Annotated in this window: 11 protein-coding genes and 1 pseudogene; 10 read left to right on the forward strand and 2 right to left on the reverse strand. The window is 59.9% G+C overall.

Annotated elements, in window-relative coordinates; genetic code table 11:
- Nucleotides 1-97: 97 nt before the first annotated feature.
- From FCU66_RS05380 to FCU66_RS05405, 6 genes are all read left to right on the forward strand, one after another.
- The gene (locus tag FCU66_RS05380) at nt 98-1,438 is read left to right on the forward strand and encodes an adenylate/guanylate cyclase domain-containing protein (protein WP_136617145.1); all 1,341 of its coding nucleotides are present in this window, start codon (nt 98-100) and stop codon (nt 1,436-1,438) included.
- A gap of 157 nt (nt 1,439-1,595) precedes the next feature.
- Nucleotides 1,596-3,491, forward strand: a complete 1,896-nt coding sequence (locus tag FCU66_RS05385; RefSeq protein WP_136617146.1) for an ABC transporter ATP-binding protein — start codon at nt 1,596-1,598, stop codon at nt 3,489-3,491.
- Nucleotides 3,488-5,386 (forward strand): ABC transporter substrate-binding protein, encoded by a 1,899-nt coding sequence (locus tag FCU66_RS05390; RefSeq protein WP_136617147.1) that lies wholly within the window; start codon nt 3,488-3,490, stop codon nt 5,384-5,386. Before FCU66_RS05385 ends, FCU66_RS05390 begins: the two co-directional genes overlap by 4 nt.
- Before the next feature lie 2 nt (nt 5,387-5,388).
- The gene (locus FCU66_RS05395; RefSeq protein WP_136617148.1) at nt 5,389-6,387 is read left to right on the forward strand and encodes an ABC transporter permease; all 999 of its coding nucleotides are present in this window, start codon (nt 5,389-5,391) and stop codon (nt 6,385-6,387) included.
- Entirely contained in the window at nt 6,384-7,565 is a 1,182-nt protein-coding gene (locus FCU66_RS05400) for an ABC transporter permease (RefSeq protein WP_136617149.1), read from the forward strand. Before FCU66_RS05395 ends, FCU66_RS05400 begins: the two co-directional genes overlap by 4 nt.
- A 147-nt stretch (nt 7,566-7,712) precedes the next feature.
- Complete coding sequence (locus FCU66_RS05405; protein ID WP_136617203.1) at nt 7,713-8,192, forward strand: class I SAM-dependent methyltransferase; 480 nt, start codon at nt 7,713-7,715, stop codon at nt 8,190-8,192.
- Between the two features lie 31 nt (nt 8,193-8,223).
- On the opposite strand, the gene FCU66_RS05410 is transcribed toward FCU66_RS05405, so the two are convergent.
- Entirely contained in the window at nt 8,224-9,639 is a 1,416-nt protein-coding gene (locus tag FCU66_RS05410; protein ID WP_136617150.1) for an adenylate/guanylate cyclase domain-containing protein, read from the reverse strand.
- 240 nt (nt 9,640-9,879) lie between these two features.
- On the opposite strand from FCU66_RS05410, the gene FCU66_RS05415 reads away from it, so the two are divergent.
- Entirely contained in the window at nt 9,880-11,022 is a 1,143-nt protein-coding gene (locus FCU66_RS05415) for a RelA/SpoT domain-containing protein (RefSeq protein ID WP_246093793.1), read from the forward strand.
- Nucleotides 11,023-11,236: 214 nt separating this feature from the next.
- Here FCU66_RS05415 and FCU66_RS05425 read toward each other — a convergent pair.
- Nucleotides 11,237-12,043, reverse strand: a pseudogene (locus FCU66_RS05425) (IS1595 family transposase).
- Nucleotides 12,044-12,192: 149 nt separating this feature from the next.
- Between FCU66_RS05425 and FCU66_RS05430 the strand changes: the two are divergent.
- The 3 genes from FCU66_RS05430 (at nt 12,193) to FCU66_RS05440 (ending at nt 14,997) form a co-directional block, all read left to right on the forward strand.
- Nucleotides 12,193-13,017 (forward strand): hypothetical protein, encoded by an 825-nt coding sequence (locus FCU66_RS05430; protein WP_136617152.1) that lies wholly within the window; start codon nt 12,193-12,195, stop codon nt 13,015-13,017.
- Nucleotides 13,018-13,090: 73 nt separating this feature from the next.
- On the forward strand, nt 13,091-13,615 hold the full coding sequence (locus FCU66_RS05435) for a GNAT family N-acetyltransferase (RefSeq protein WP_136617153.1): 525 nt from the start codon (nt 13,091-13,093) through the stop codon (nt 13,613-13,615).
- Nucleotides 13,615-14,997 carry a hypothetical protein gene (locus tag FCU66_RS05440; protein WP_136617154.1) on the forward strand — a complete coding sequence of 461 codons (1,383 nt, stop codon included), beginning with the start codon at nt 13,615-13,617 and terminating at the stop codon, nt 14,995-14,997. Before FCU66_RS05435 ends, FCU66_RS05440 begins: the two co-directional genes overlap by 1 nt.
- Nucleotide 14,998 lies beyond the last annotated feature (1 nt).

Here is a 14,998-nt window from a genome sequence, read left to right on the forward strand (position 1 = left end):
TTCTTCGCCGGCTTTTGCCGCCGAAGCCGACTTCATTGGCTTCGAGGGTGTGGCGGATCAAAGGAGATGGCTCGTCTTCGACGGGTTTCGAGATAGTATGAGCACAGCGCAAGCAGAAATTTCCACCATTCTTATGGATAAGGTTGCCGATTGGCTGACCCAATCGGCGCTGGCCGGCAACGACCTGGAAACATTGGTAAAAGGCTTTTGTGAACGGCTGGCTGCTGCCGGCCTGCCACTGAAGCGGGTGCATTTGAGCTTTTCGATGCTTCATCCGCTTTATGACGCGCTTGGCTTCACCTGGCTTCGCGGCCAGGGCATGGAAATGGAAGGCTTCCGCAAGGAGGGCGGCGTGCAGTCCGACAGATTCCTGACCAGCCCATACTACCATCTGCTCAGCAACAAGCTCGACCATCTGCGGCGCCGGTTCAACACGTCGGTGCCGTCGGAGTTTCCTGTTTTCGATGAACTCAAGCTTATGGGCGTCACCGATTACATGGCTTTCGTCCATCCCTTCAACGGCAACACCAGTCAGGGCATGTTGGGGTCCTGGTCCACCGACAGTGCTGCAGGCTTCAGCGACAGCATGATTTCGGCGCTGCTGCGCATCCAGAACCATCTCGCTATCGCAACCAAGATGGCGGTACTCACCAAGCTCGCCGACAACATGATGACCACTTATCTCGGCGGCGACGCCGGAAAGCGCGTGCTCGACGGCCAGATCAAGCGCGGCGAGGGTGATACAATCCGGGCCGCACTGGTCATGGGCGATATGCGCGGGTCGTCAAGACTTGCCGAAACCTCCGGCCGCGAAGTCTATATCGATACGCTGAACCAGTTTTTCGACGCCGTTGCTGCACCGTTCAACCGCAAAGGCGGGCAGATCATGAGTTTCATAGGGGATGGCTTCATTGCCGTCTACCCTTGCGAAAGGCACCGCTCGCAGTCCGAGATCGCCTGCCAGGCTGCTCTTGCGGCAGCGCACAAGGCCAGCGCGCGCATGATGGATCTCAATCAGCGCAGAAAGAAGCAGGGATTGGGCGACATAAAATTTGGCATCGGCCTGCATGTCGGCAATGTGATGTTCGGCAATGTCGGGCTTACCGACCGGCTCACATTCTCTGTCTTCGGCTCGGCTGTAAACGAGGTCCAGCGCCTCCAGACCCTGACCAAGAAATATCCGCACAGCGTTCTCGCCAGCAAAGACTTCGCCGGCTATTGCGGCGCCAACAGCTGGCTGACGCTCGGCGAGGAGGAACTGGCGGGCATCAAGCAGAAGCTGACGGTGCTTTCACCCGATCTGTCGGGTGCTCTCGCACTCGAGGAAGACGGTGCGCTGCAGCCGATTTACGACCGAAGATCGGACGCCGAGCAGCTCATGCTGCTTCATCGCGATGCTTCGCGGCTGTCGGCGGGCGACCCGAGGAAGCTCCAGTAACCGCCACGATCTGATCCGAACGCCTCTGGTACGCAGTCCGGTCGCCGGTTTCGCCGGGGAACTCGTTTCGAATCCAAGTTGCTCTGGGCTGGCAATGCGCTAGTCTTGCTTCTGGGCCTGCCGCCCGGCAGGCCGCCAGAGTGGGGCTGGTGTGAGAATGAATTCGGGTGTTGATCTGCTGCGGATCGAGGATCTTGGCATCTCTTTTGCCATTATCGGGGGACCGTTGCATGCCGTCAGGCGTGCAAATCTTCGCGTCCTGCCCGGCAAGGTTACCGCGCTTGTGGGCGAGTCCGGTTCCGGAAAATCGGTTCTCAGCCAGGCAGTGATGGGCATTTTGCCGAACACAGCCCATGTTCGCGGCCGTATCCTGTTTTCCGATCCTGAAAAGCCCGGCACGACGCAGGATATCCTGCAGATGCCGCGTGACGGACCCGAAATCCGGGCGTTGAGAGGCAGCCGCATCGGCAAGATCTTTCAGGAGCCGATGACATCGCTGTCGCCGCTGCACACGATCGGCAACCAGGTCAGCGAATCCCTGCAGATTCATACGCCCATGGCTCGGGCGGAGCGCAAGGCGCGGACCGAGGAAATGCTCGGCCTCGTCGGCTTTCCCAATCCCAAGCGCGCCTATGACATGTATCCCTTTGAACTTTCGGGAGGATTGCGGCAACGCGCCATGATCGCCATGGCGCTTATCTGCCGGCCTGCTTTGTTGATCGCCGACGAGCCGACGACGGCGTTGGACGTCACCATCCAGGCGCAAATCCTGCAATTGCTGCGCGGGCTTCAGACCAAGCTGAACATGGCGATGCTGCTGATCACACACGACCTCGGCGTGGTCGCCAATGTCGCCGACGAGGTGGTCGTCATGTACCATGGCGAGATCATGGAAATGGGGCCTGTCGAGGCGATATTCCGCCGGCCGGGCCACCCTTACCTGAAGGGCCTGATGGCAGCCGTTCCGCATTTCGACCTGAAGCCTGGTGAAAGGCTAAAGGCGCTCCGCGAGGTGCCGGTGAATGTCGAGAACCTGCTCGGCAAGCAGACTGCGCCGGCATCGAAGGGGCCGGACGACATCCTGCTGTCGGTGAGGGATCTGACAAAGACCTTCACCATCCGCAAGTCCGGATGGTTCGGCGGGGGTCATCAAACCTCTGTTCGCGCCGTGGACGGCGTGAGCTTCGACATCAGGCGGGGTGAGTGTCTGGGTCTGGTCGGCGAAAGCGGCTGTGGCAAAACCACCGTCAGCAAGATCCTCATGCGGGCCATCACCCCCAGCGGCGGTTCCGTGATCTTCAACGGCCGCGATGGACCGACCGACGTCCTGGAAGCCGAGAAAGACGCCCTGCGCATGCTGCGCGCGAAAATCCAGATGGTCTTCCAGGACCCGGTTTCGTCGCTTTCACCTCGCATGACGGTGGAGAACATCTTGAGCGAGCCGCTGGAGATCCATCAACGTGGCAATGCCGCGTCCCGACTCGCCACGGTCAAGAGCCTGATGCAGGCAATCGGGCTCGATCCGCGCTTCATAAAGCGCTATCCGCACAGTTTCTCCGGCGGGCAACGTCAGCGTATCGGCATCGCGCGTGCGTTGGCGTTGGGGCCCGAACTCCTGATCTGCGACGAGCCGGTTTCGGCGCTCGATGTCTCTGTCCAGGCGCAGATCCTGAATCTTCTGAAGGACCTGCAGAAGGAACTGGGCCTGACCTATCTGTTCATATCCCACAATCTGGCGGTGGTGGACTACATGGCAGACCGCATCGCGGTGATGTGCGGCGGGCGTATCGTCGAGCTGGCGCCGCGCGAAATTCTGCTCAGGAAACCGATCCACCCCTACACGCGCTCGCTGGTCGCCGCGGTACCTTTCCCCGATCTCGACAGGCCGATGGATTTCAAGACGCTAAAGCTCAGCGGCGCTTCCGACACCAGCGCATGGGGACCGCAATTCCGCGACGAGGGCGACGAGGATAAGCTGTCACCACTCGATCTTGGCGGTGGCCACCTCGTGCTGGCCCGACATTCGGCCGATGTCAGCGAGCTACGCCATTGATCAGCCGGCGCACCGTCCTTGGTCTCATGGCTTCGGCATTTCTGCCGGGCACGTCGCGCGCCGGCGATCTGGAGCCGGAATTTCTTCGGCAGCAGCTGACGGCCAGGGCGCTGCCGGCACTCGCTGAGCGCCTGCCCAAGAGCCCGCGAGCGCTGAATCTCGCTGCGATGGGCCGGCAGCCCGGCCAGTATGGCGGCACGCTGCGGACGATCATCGGCAGCCAGAAAGATATCCGGATGATGACGATCTACGGGTATTCTCGCCTGGTCGGCTATGACGAAAAGCTCAACCTGCAAGCCGACATTCTCGAAAGTTTCGACGTAGCGGATGATCGCGTCTTCACCTTCAAGATACGGGAAGGACACAAATGGTCCGACGGCAGCCTGCTGACGCCGGAGGATTTTCGCTATTGCTGGGAAGATGTCTGGCTGAACGATGAGCTTTCGCAAGGCGGGCTCGCCCCGACCCTGCTGGCGGACGGCAAGCCGCCACGCTTCGAGATCGTCGATCCGCTGACGGTGCGCTACAGTTGGGATGCGCCCAATCCCGACTTCCTGCCCAAGCTCGCTGCTGCCGCGCCGATATCGCTCGTTCTACCGGCCGCCTATCTCAAGCAGTTCCACAAGAAATATCAGGATCCATTCCGGCTCGCCGGCCTGATGAAGGAGAACCGGGCCAAGAAATGGACGCTCCTGCATATACGCATGTCGCGGCAGTATCGCCCGGAGAACCCGGAACTGCCGACGCTCGATCCCTGGCAGAACCGGACCAAGCCGCCGGCCGAGCAGTTCATCTTCGAGCGCAACCCGTTCTTTCATCGAACAGACGAGAATGGCCGGCAACTGCCCTATGTCGACCGGATTGTCATGAATGTCAGCTCGTCGGCGATCATTTCCGCCAAGACCGGTGCGGGGGAGAGCGACCTGCAATCGATGGGAATTGACTTCACCGATTACTCCTTCCTGAAGGACGCGGAGAAGCGCTACCCGGTGAAGATGCATCTGTGGAAACGCACACAGGGTTCGCGGCTGGCGCTGCTGCCCAATCTGAATTGTGCCGACCAGGTGTGGCGTGGCCTTTTGCGTGACGTGCGCGTGCGCCGCGCACTTTCGCTCGCTGTGGACAGGCGCGAGATCAATTTGGCCGTGTTCTACGGATTGGCGCAGGAAAGTGCCGATACGGTCCTGCCGGAGAGCCCGCTCTACCGGCCGGAATTCGCGAAAGCCTGGATCGCCCATAATCCCGACCAGGCCAATGCCCTGCTGGACGAGGTCGGGCTGCAGGCACGTGGCGATGACGGCGTGCGGATACTTCCCGATGGACGCCCGGCGCAGATCATCGTGGAAACGGCCGGCGAAAGCACGCTGGAAACCGACGCGCTCGAACTCATCACCGATCACTGGCGCAAGATCGGCATCGCTTTGTTCATCCGGACTTCGCAGCGCGACATCTTCCGCAGCCGCGCGCTTGGCGGCCAGATCATGATGTCGATGTGGTCGGGCATCGATAACGGCGTGCCGACCGCCGACATGAACCCGTACCAGCTGGCCCCCACCATCGACGACCAGCTGCAGTGGCCGCTCTGGGGTGCTCACTATCTGTCCCATGGCAAGATGGGCGAGGCGCCCGATCTTCCTGAAGTGGTCGAGTTGATGGCTTTGCTCAAGCGCTGGAACGGATCGACCGGAGCCACGGAGCGCGCCGAAATCTGGAATTCAATGCTGTCGATCTACACCGATCAGGTGTTCTCGATCGGCACGGTGAACGCAACGCATCAGCCGATTCTGGCGTCCTCGCGGCTGCGCAATCTGCCTGACAAGGCGCTCTACGGCTACGACCCGACCTCCTATTTCGGTGTCTACATGCCGGATACATTCTGGCTTGGAGGCTCCTGAGCGTGCTTCGATATCTTGTTTGGCGCATCGCCGTGATGGTTCCAACGCTGATGGTCATATCGGCGCTGGTGTTCACCATCATCGAACTTCCGCCGGGCGACTATTTCGACAGCTATGTCGCCGAGCTTCGCGCCCAGGGCGAAGCGGTGGATTCCGATCGCATCGAGATGATGCGCAAGGAATATGGTTTCGACCAGCCGCCGGTCATTCGCTACTTCTACTGGGTCGGCGGGATGCTGCACGGCGATTTCGGCTATTCCTTCGAATATGAGCTGCCGGTTCGCGACGTCGTCGGGGACCGAATGTGGCTGACCGTGCTGGTTTCCTTCGTCACGATCATCTTCACCTGGCTCATCGCCTTTCCGATCGGCATGTACTCCGCCACGCATCAATACAGCTGGGGCGACTACGGCCTGACTTTCTTCGGCCTTCTCGGCCTTGCCATTCCGAATTTCATGCTGGCGCTGATCCTGATGTATTTCGCCAACATCTGGTTCGGCACGTCCATCGGCCATCTCATGGACCAGCAATATCTCGGCGAGCCGATGAGCTGGGCCAAGGCGAAGTCGATCCTCGCCCATCTCTGGATCCCGGTCTTGATCATCGGCACCGGGGGCACGGCAAGCATGATCCGGCGACTGCGCGCCAATCTGCTCGATGAACTGCACAAGCAATATGTGGTGACGGCGCGTGCCAAAGGCCTTCATCCGTTCAAGGCACTGGTCAAATATCCGATGCGCATGGCGCTCAATTTCTTCATTTCCGATATCGGCTCCATCCTGCCGGCCATCATCTCCGGCGCCGAAATCACGGCGATCGTGCTGTCTTTGGAAACGACCGGGCCGATGCTGATCAAGGCGCTGCAAAGCCAGGATATGTATCTGGCGGGGTCGTTCCTGATGTTCCTCGCCTTCCTGACGGTCATCGGTGTGCTGATTTCCGACCTGGCGCTGGCGCTGCTTGATCCACGAATTCGTTTGCAGGGTGGCAGCACCAAATGAACACGCATTCGCCGCTGCCCGCTCCGGGCGCTCCACTGCAACACTACATTTCCAGCGCGCCCTTTGACCTGCAGTCGGTCGAGGCGATGACGCCGGGGCAGGCGAAGGTCTTTCAGGCGTCGCAGTTGCGGCTGATGTGGTGGAAATTCCGCAAGCACCGGCTTGCCCTCATATCCGGCATATTCCTGGCAGTGCTGTATTTCGGCATACTGATCTGCGAGTTCCTGGCGCCCTACAATCTGCACACGCGCAACATGGACTACATCTATTCGCCGCCGCAGCAGGTGCACCTGTTCCACAATGGCGAATTCGTCGGGCCGTTCGTCTATGGCCGCCAGATGATGCTGGATATGGACACGCTCAAGCGGAACTACATCGACAAACAGGATGATGTTCAGCGGCTCCGTTTCTTCTGCAAGGGCGACAGTTACCAGTTCTGGGGCCTGATCGAAGGTGACCGCCATTTCGTCTGCCCTGCCGAAAACGGCCAGCTCTTTCTGGCCGGCACTGACAGGCTGGGGCGCGACGTGCTCTCGCGCATGATCTATGGCGCACGCATTTCACTGACAATCGGCCTCATCGGCATCAGTTTCAGCTTCCTGCTCGGCATCGTCATCGGCGGACTGGCCGGCTATCACGGCGGTATCTTCGACTTGATCGTTCAACGAATAATCGAAGTTCTGCAATCGATTCCCAGCATTCCGCTATGGCTGTCCCTGGCGGCTATCATGCCGATAACCTGGAGTCCGATTCTGATCTATTTCGGCATTACCGTCATCCTCGGACTGCTCGACTGGACCGGACTGGCGCGGGCCGTGCGTTCAAAGCTTCTGGCCTTGCGCGAGGAGGATTACGTTCTGGCCGCGCAGTTGATGGGCGCCGGGAGCAGCCGCATCATCAGGCGGCATCTCATTCCCGGCTTCATGTCGCATCTGATCGCGACGGCGACGCTCTCCATACCCGGCATGATCCTGGGCGAGACGGCACTGAGCTTCCTCGGGCTCGGCCTGAGGGCGCCGATAACCAGTTGGGGCATCCTGCTTACCGAGGCGCGCAGCGTCAGCGTGATCGCGTTCTATCCATGGCTGCTTTTGCCGATGCTGCCCGTCATTCTCGTCATCATGGCGTTCAACTTCCTCGGCGACGGCTTGCGGGACGCCGCGGACCCCTACAAGTGAGATCGCTGTTCCGCCGCGCGGCCTGCCGACGACTCGACCCGGTATGACGCTTGTCGGCGGCCGGTTGCGCTATTGCAGGGTTCGTCGTTCGCCTCTATATGCGGCAAGCCTCGATCGGGGCTGCTGGTTCAGGACGTACAATCGCATATGAGTCGCCTCGATAATTTCATCAGCAGGATGACCGCACAGCGCGACATTCTCAATAAAATCTGCCCCGAGGTGGCGAAGATGGAGGGGCTTGTGCTCGAGCTCGGCCTCGGCAATGGCCGGACGTTCCACCATCTGCGCGAGCGCCTGCCCGGGCGCCGGATCGTGGTGTTCGACCGCGAAGTTGGCGCACACGCCAGCTCAATTCCCGAAACCGAAAACCTCGTGCTCGGCGAAATACGCGAGACGGCCCGCAAGTTCGTTGGCATCGACGCCGCTCTTGTTCATGCCGACATCGGCACCGGCTATGACGATCGCGATGCAGTGACTGCCACCTGGCTTCCCGATCTGATTGCGGGCATGCTTCGCGTCGGCGGCTTCGCGGTGAGCGGCACGCCGCTCGATCACCCGCAGCTGCAACGCCTGCCGGCGCCGACTTCGGAGCCCGCCGATCGTTATTTTCTCTGCAGGCGCGTGTGAGGGTGGAGACAAGTCTTTACGGACCAAGTCTTCAAGGGATCGTATAGACTGCTATCTCCCGCTCAATGCCGCGCAGCGAGACCTCGTGGGGCACGGGCGTCAGTGCGTTCCTGCGCAACAGATCGGCGGTAAGATTGTCGTCGACCACCGCACGAGTGGCGAAGATCGCCTGTGCAGTGGCAAGGTTCTGGACCCGCGAAGCAATGTTGACCGTCTGGCCGAAATAGTCCTGCCGCTCGTTCATAGACACGGCGATGCAGGGGCCGGCATGGACTCCGATCTTGAGCAGCAGATCCTCGCGCCCGCTCTTGTCGTTGAGCGCACGCATGGCATCGCGCATCCTGAGGGCCGCAGCCATCGCACGATCAGGCGTCGCGAAGGTCGCCATCACCGCATCACCGATCGTCTTCACCACCGCGCCTGCCTCCGCCGCGACGATCTCGTGCAGAACCTGGAAATGCTCGCGCACGAGATCGAAGGCTGAAAGGTCGCCCACCCGCTCGTAAAGCGCGGTCGATCCGCGCAGGTCGGTGAACAGGAAGGTCAGGCTGGTGATCTTCAGGCGCTGGTTGATGTCGAGCGTATCCGTGCGATAGAGATCGCGGAACGTCTGGTTGGTGAGCAGGCGCTTGGCGGTCAGGAAGGGCCGGCGTTTGCCCAGCAAATCATGCAATGCCTGGCCGGCGATGAAGACCGTCGGCAGCACGCGGGTGTCGGTCCTGTTTTCCAGCGAAATGCGCATCGGGCCGGGTTGCATCTCCAGCGTCTGGCTCTGGACATGGTCGCGGTCGAAGACCAACGAGAGGCTTCGCCGCTCCTTTGTTGGTTCGCCCTTCCCGTCGATGAACTGCGCTGAATGGGTGACCGGCTCGAAGACGATGATGAATTCGGACGGAAGCTGTATGGGCAGAACCGCCTTTTCACCGGGCGCAAGCTCGATATCTTGCAGCGAGAACGCTTCCATCTTTTTCGCGAAATCGTCTTCCGGCAGATCGACACCGGACGCCCAGTAGATCTGGCGGAAATATTCCACCAACGGCAGTTCGTGTGGATTGTGGGCGGCAATCCTGCGCACGCGGGGACTGACGGTGAATGTCACCTCGACCATCTCGTCGAGGGTCGGCGAATAGCCCTCGGAGCACAGCGCACAGGTGTATTCGTCCTTCTGCAGGGTTTTCAGCGTGGCGTTGGTGTCGAGCACGCCACCACAGCCGGGGCACAGAACATTCCAGGAAATGTCGAAGATGCCCACCCGCGCCGCATGGAGAAAGGCGCTTATGGCGCGTTCTTCGTCGAGGCCATGCTTGCTGGCGAAGGCTGGCGCATTGATGCGGCAAAGTTCGCGGTCCTTGCCCTCCGCGATGGTTCGCTTGATCGCGTCGATTGCCTGTGGATCGACATCGGTCGATTGCCGCAGAAGCGAGAACAGATCCTGAGCTTCGTTCATCGTGCAGGCTCCGGAAAATGCGCCCCCGAGTCGTGTTGACCGGACCGATCTTTGGTCCGAGTGCTCCATTTTACTTCGAAACGGACCGTACGGCCATTCGAATAGATAAGCCTGGTGACAGTTCAATTTCCGTATATTGTACTTCGCGTACCCAAACGGATATAATCCATGAGATCTGATTCCCTTGCGGTAGTCCCGCCAGTCCAGAATGGGCCGGACTACCTTGACTTCATGGATCGAATGACTGAGTACCCGCGCCTTGCCTACAGCATGAAAGCCGTTCGCAAGGCAGGCGACCGGCTGGCAAAACCTATTCAGTTCGGACGGGACATCACTGTCGGCCAGTACGTGGACGCACTCGAAATCTTCTCAATCGCCAATAGCTGGCGCGACTCGCACTTTCTGCCGATGCGGAGCGTTCGGTTCTCGGTCGGTCACCACATGAGAGCCCTGCGACTGAAGGGCGACATGGCATCCCGTCCGAAGCGTATGGCATCCATTCGTCGGAAGCTTCGAGAGTCCACCACCAATTTGGACACCATGAACGACATCGGCGGTTGCCGAGCGATCATGGCCGACATCAAAGGTGTTCGCTCGCTTCTCGCATCGATGCGAGACAAGTTCCCCCATGAGATCCACTCTCGGGAATTCAACTATATCGATGAGCCGAAGCCGGACGGCTATCGAAGTCACCATATTGTTTTCAAGTACCGACCCAGAGATGCCGACACTGAGGCTTTCGAGGGACGACGCATCGAATTGCAAGTTCGGACCAGACTTCAGCATTCATGGGCAACTGCAGTTGAGGCTGTCGGGCTATTCCGGGGCCAGGATTTGAAGCACGGAAAGGGCGAGCAGGATTGGCTACGCCTTTTCCAGCTTATGTCGGCGGAATTCGCGCACGTTGAGCAGTGTCCCGCTCATATCGGTGTTCCGGATCACAATGACCGGGTGCGAGAATTGCGGGATATCAACAAGCGTATAGGTGCGACCAGCATACTAGAAGACATCAAGAATCTTACCCATTACTCAGAGAACTTCGTACGGCCAACGGAAAAATCTCGATACTATTTGATCCAATATGGAAAAGATCATAACGTGACCATCGAACCATTCTGGACGCTTATGTTAGGCGCGCGGACATTGGAAGAGATAGAGAAAAAAATCGAGCTAAGGGGCAATGGTGCAACGGCTGTCTTGGTCGAGGTAGATAAGGTCGAAAAGCTTGTTGAAATGTATCCGAATTACTTCGGAGACGTTTCCTTATTTGTTCGCAATCTGAAATCCATCTGCATGGGAAAGGCGGCTATCGAATACAGTCTAGCCCCCGCAACAGGTGGTAGCTCCCAAGCCCTACGAAAAGCCCGATTATGGTTGGCTTAAGCGTCGCTTCCGTTTGAAGTAGCCGGACCATCGGCCTTCCTCGGCAGAATTCGCCCTATAGCCCGTTCGAAATCCTTGCCGCTTTCATCAGCCTCTAGCTCACGAGCGGCTTCCTTGAACCGCTCGGATTGCTCTTTCTGACTAAGCTTTTCAGCCTTTTTGGGCTTTGGCTTTGGGGCGGTATTTGGACGGTCACCAGACGCCATAGAGTGCCTCACCTTGCACTAGTCGTTTCATAGGTCAGGCGCTTGCCGACGATGCCGTCAAGGATGCGAGCGGCCCGCGCCTCGTCGTTCACGCCAAGGGCTACGCGCGAATTATGGCGGAAGTCAAATTCGGCAAGGTAACGGTGAAGATGCTTCTCGGCACAATGCTGATAAAGTGCCGCGCATACCGCGCTTGAAGACGCTGAAACAGCTTTCGATGGTGTTCGAATGGATGACGGCGCCGGCCTCGTAGCGAACGTATTCGCCGCCAGTGTGCTTAACGCTCTCATGGGCCGCGAAGTGGTCGCTTATCCCGCCGTAAAGCTTGCTCTCGTCGGTGTAGGGAGAGCTTTCGTGGTGGACGATTAGGCCGAGAATGGCGCGCTTGTTCGACGGGCCAGTCTTGCCTCTACGATCATGCCATTGCCGCCAAGCGGGCCAAGCTTGCCGTCACGCATGGCTTCACCGATGCGGTGCGAGATGAACCAAGCGGTTTTCAAGGTCACGCCAAGGGTGCGGTGAAGCTGATTGCTGGAAATACCCTTCTTGGACGAAGCGATAAGGAAGATAGCCTGTAGCCAATGGTTGAGCTTAACGTGGCTGGCTTCAAAGATGGTGCCAATCTTCACGGTGAAGGGCTTGCGGCACTGGTAGCACTTATAGGTGCCGATGCGGGTGCTCTTGCCTTCCATCTTCGCAATGCGCTCAAAGCCGCCGCAATGCGGGCAAACAGGACCGTTCGGCCAAATCCTGGCCTCTACGAACTTGTAGGCTGCGGCTTCGTCGTGAAAGTGGCGGTCTGAAAGCACGGACATCGGTCTAACTCCTTATGGAATCGACATAATCCGTTTATGTGGGTACGTCAAGTATAATATGCGGTGCAATTTCCATTCGGCGGATTTTCACCGGCCGCAAGCGGCACTATGATGGGTGCATGGGGCATTCATCTTTGGGGCTTTCTCCCATGCCGGTACCCGACAACCCGCCATTTCCCGCGGCTCTGCGCCTTTTCTCGGCGGGGGTCATCATCGTCCTGATCGTAGGCGCAGGCCTGTTTTTTGCGCCTGCGCTGGTCAAGCCGCGCTGGCCTTGGGCCGTCACGCCGTTCAATGCCCGCTTCCTCGGCGGCTTCTACACCGCCGAAATGGTCGTGATGGCGGCGCTGCTGGTCTGGAATCGCTGGTCGCCCGGCAGGCTCGTGCTCGTCATGGCCTTCATCTTCACCGTCATCGTGTCGGTGGCTTCGTTCATCAATCTCGGCTATTTCAACTTCGAGCGCAAAGCGCCCTGGCTCTGGTTTTTGGTCTATCTCGCTTCGGTCGCGGTATCCGGGCTGTTCCTGTGGCGGGCCAGGGCCCGTCCTTCTGCAAAAGGCGTGACCTTAAGCCCCGCATGGCGCGGCTATATGCCGGTGGAATCGGCGATCCTTGGGCTCTATGGCGTCGGCCTGTTGCTGCTTCCCCTGACATTCGGCGGCTTCTGGCCATGGCCGGTCGATGCCTTCCACGCTCAGGTCTACAGCGCCATCTTTCTCGCCGGTGCGGGCGGCGCATATCTCGTCTGGAGAAGCGCGCCGCGCGAGGAACTGCTGGTGCTCGGCCTGGCGCAGTTTCTGGTTGGCTCGCTTGCCATCCTTGGCCTCGTCATCACCGACGCCACGGTGCACAGGATCGGCTGGACGGCGACCGGGACATTGTGCTGGCTCGCCCTTTTTGGCTGGATCGGCATCAGCGGCGTTTTCAAACTATATGCCGCCTCCCGGTATTTTGGCTCGCAATCGGCCTCATAGGTGCAGAGACGGCTGGATTTTCAGGTGACGTCCGGTGCATCGTGCCGGGCCGATTGCCTTCGCCGGGAAAACCATGACCAGCACGACCTCGCCATCCCTAGAGAAAATCCAGCCGCAGCTCCGGTCTGTCCGGCCAAGCGATGCGGAGGCGCTTTGCGCTATCTTCAACATGCCGGGCTTCCGCTGGGGGACGCTCAGGATGCCCTTCGAGATGGTGGAGCAGGTGGAGCGGCGCATTGCCAAGTCCGGCCAGGAAACCACCTGGATCGTTGCCGAGTTGGACGGCAAGGTCGTCGGCCATGGCAGCCTGGTCGTGCAGGGTTCGCCGCGCCGTTCGCATATCGGCGAGATCAATATCGGCCTTGACGATGCCTTTGTCGGCAAGGGCATCGGCTCTGCCATACTTGGCGCACTGCTTGACGTGGCCGACAACTGGCGCGCCCTGAAGCGGGTCGAATTGACCGTCTATGCCGACAACGAACCGGCCATCCGCCTCTACACCAGCCACGGCTTCGAGGTCGAAGGCCGGCATGTGAAGGCCGGTTTTACCGACGGACAGTATCACGACCTCTTGAGCATGGCCCGGCTGCGGTTCTGATGACCGCCGTCTTTGCCCCAGCCCCTGCGCCTCCGGTGGAAATTCTGGCTGTGCTGTCGCTGCTCTGCCCGGAAGTCGTGCGCGACATCGAGCAGAACTGGAATGCACCGGTTTCCGACTATGCCCGCCATCTGTGGCGGCCGGTGGCAAGGCCTGCATCGGACCCGGCGATCGCTGCCCGCTCGATCCTGCGCGAAGTCATGCATCAGCGCCTTGGTGTGATCATGCAGCCTGAAGAGATCCGCAAGGCCCTCGAAGAGTTCGAGCACAGACCGGTGATCCAGTCCGGCCTGCACTGCCTGCTTCTGATGGACCGGATCACCTTCGATGCTCTCCTGCTTGCCTGGCTCGGCGCGGTCGAAAACGGGCTGTCGGCCTTCTTCGCTTTCATGGGAACGACGATGACCATGGAGACAATTGGCCGGGAGGGGCCGGGATGGCTCGATGTCGGCGACGACAAGGTCAACCTGTTTGGCATGGGGCGCCACAAACTGTGCCGTAAAAGCGTCTGCGTGGCCGGTCCCGTCTCCCTCAACAAGCGCGCGCTCGAAGCGGTGGGCGATGAAACGGATGCCAGCCGCTGGCTGGGCACGCTGCTTGCCAGCCAGGACAAGGTATTTGGAACCGCCGCCGATGCGCTGACAGCCCTCAACGAGGATCTGGTCGCCGATTGGGATCGTTCCGGCATGGCCCGGCCGGTTTTCATCGATGATCGGCTCGCCGCTTCCGTCGTGGCGCGGCATCTGGACAGTGACGGCCTTCTTTCCAGGCTGCTCATCGAGCCCGCAAGACGCCAGCGTCTCGAACATGCCATGCAAGAGGCCGCATCGGGACCATTCGCCAGATTCCTGCCGAGTGCCACGGACTATTTCTGGGGTATCCGCGAGGAGCGCGTACGCAAGCTCGTGCTCGAGAACGGGCAGTTGATCGAGCCTGACAGGCCGCATGGTCTTTCCATCCCGTTCGAGCGGCTGCAGCTCAGGCAGGCGCTGCTGGACGGCGTGCTGCTGCCGAACTTGTTCCTGACGTTCCTCGTCCTTGCCATATTGCCGCGCGTGCGGGTTGTGGGCGGCCTGAGGCAGATTGGCTATGTAGCGCTTTTCCACTCGATCCTGCTGGCTGCGCTGGACGAGAACGCGCCGGAAGAGCGCGAGCTGGCTGCGGAGCTGCAGGTTCGGGAAAATGCCTGGGGCATGCGGGTCATCGATGAAAAGATCTCGGTCCGCGAGCAACTTGCCGGCGTGCCGGAAGGGGCGCTCTTCCCGAAGCTGCTCCGGCAATACCGATTGCGGACATTTGCCGAGACGACCGACGACCTGAAACTGGTTCGCGAAAACGCCCGATGGCGCAAGATCGGCCAGGCAGAGATCAAGGTGACCTGAG

Source organism: Mesorhizobium norvegicum (assembly GCF_004919685.1).
In the GTDB taxonomy this organism is placed as follows: Bacteria; Pseudomonadota; Alphaproteobacteria; order Rhizobiales; family Rhizobiaceae; genus Mesorhizobium; species Mesorhizobium norvegicum.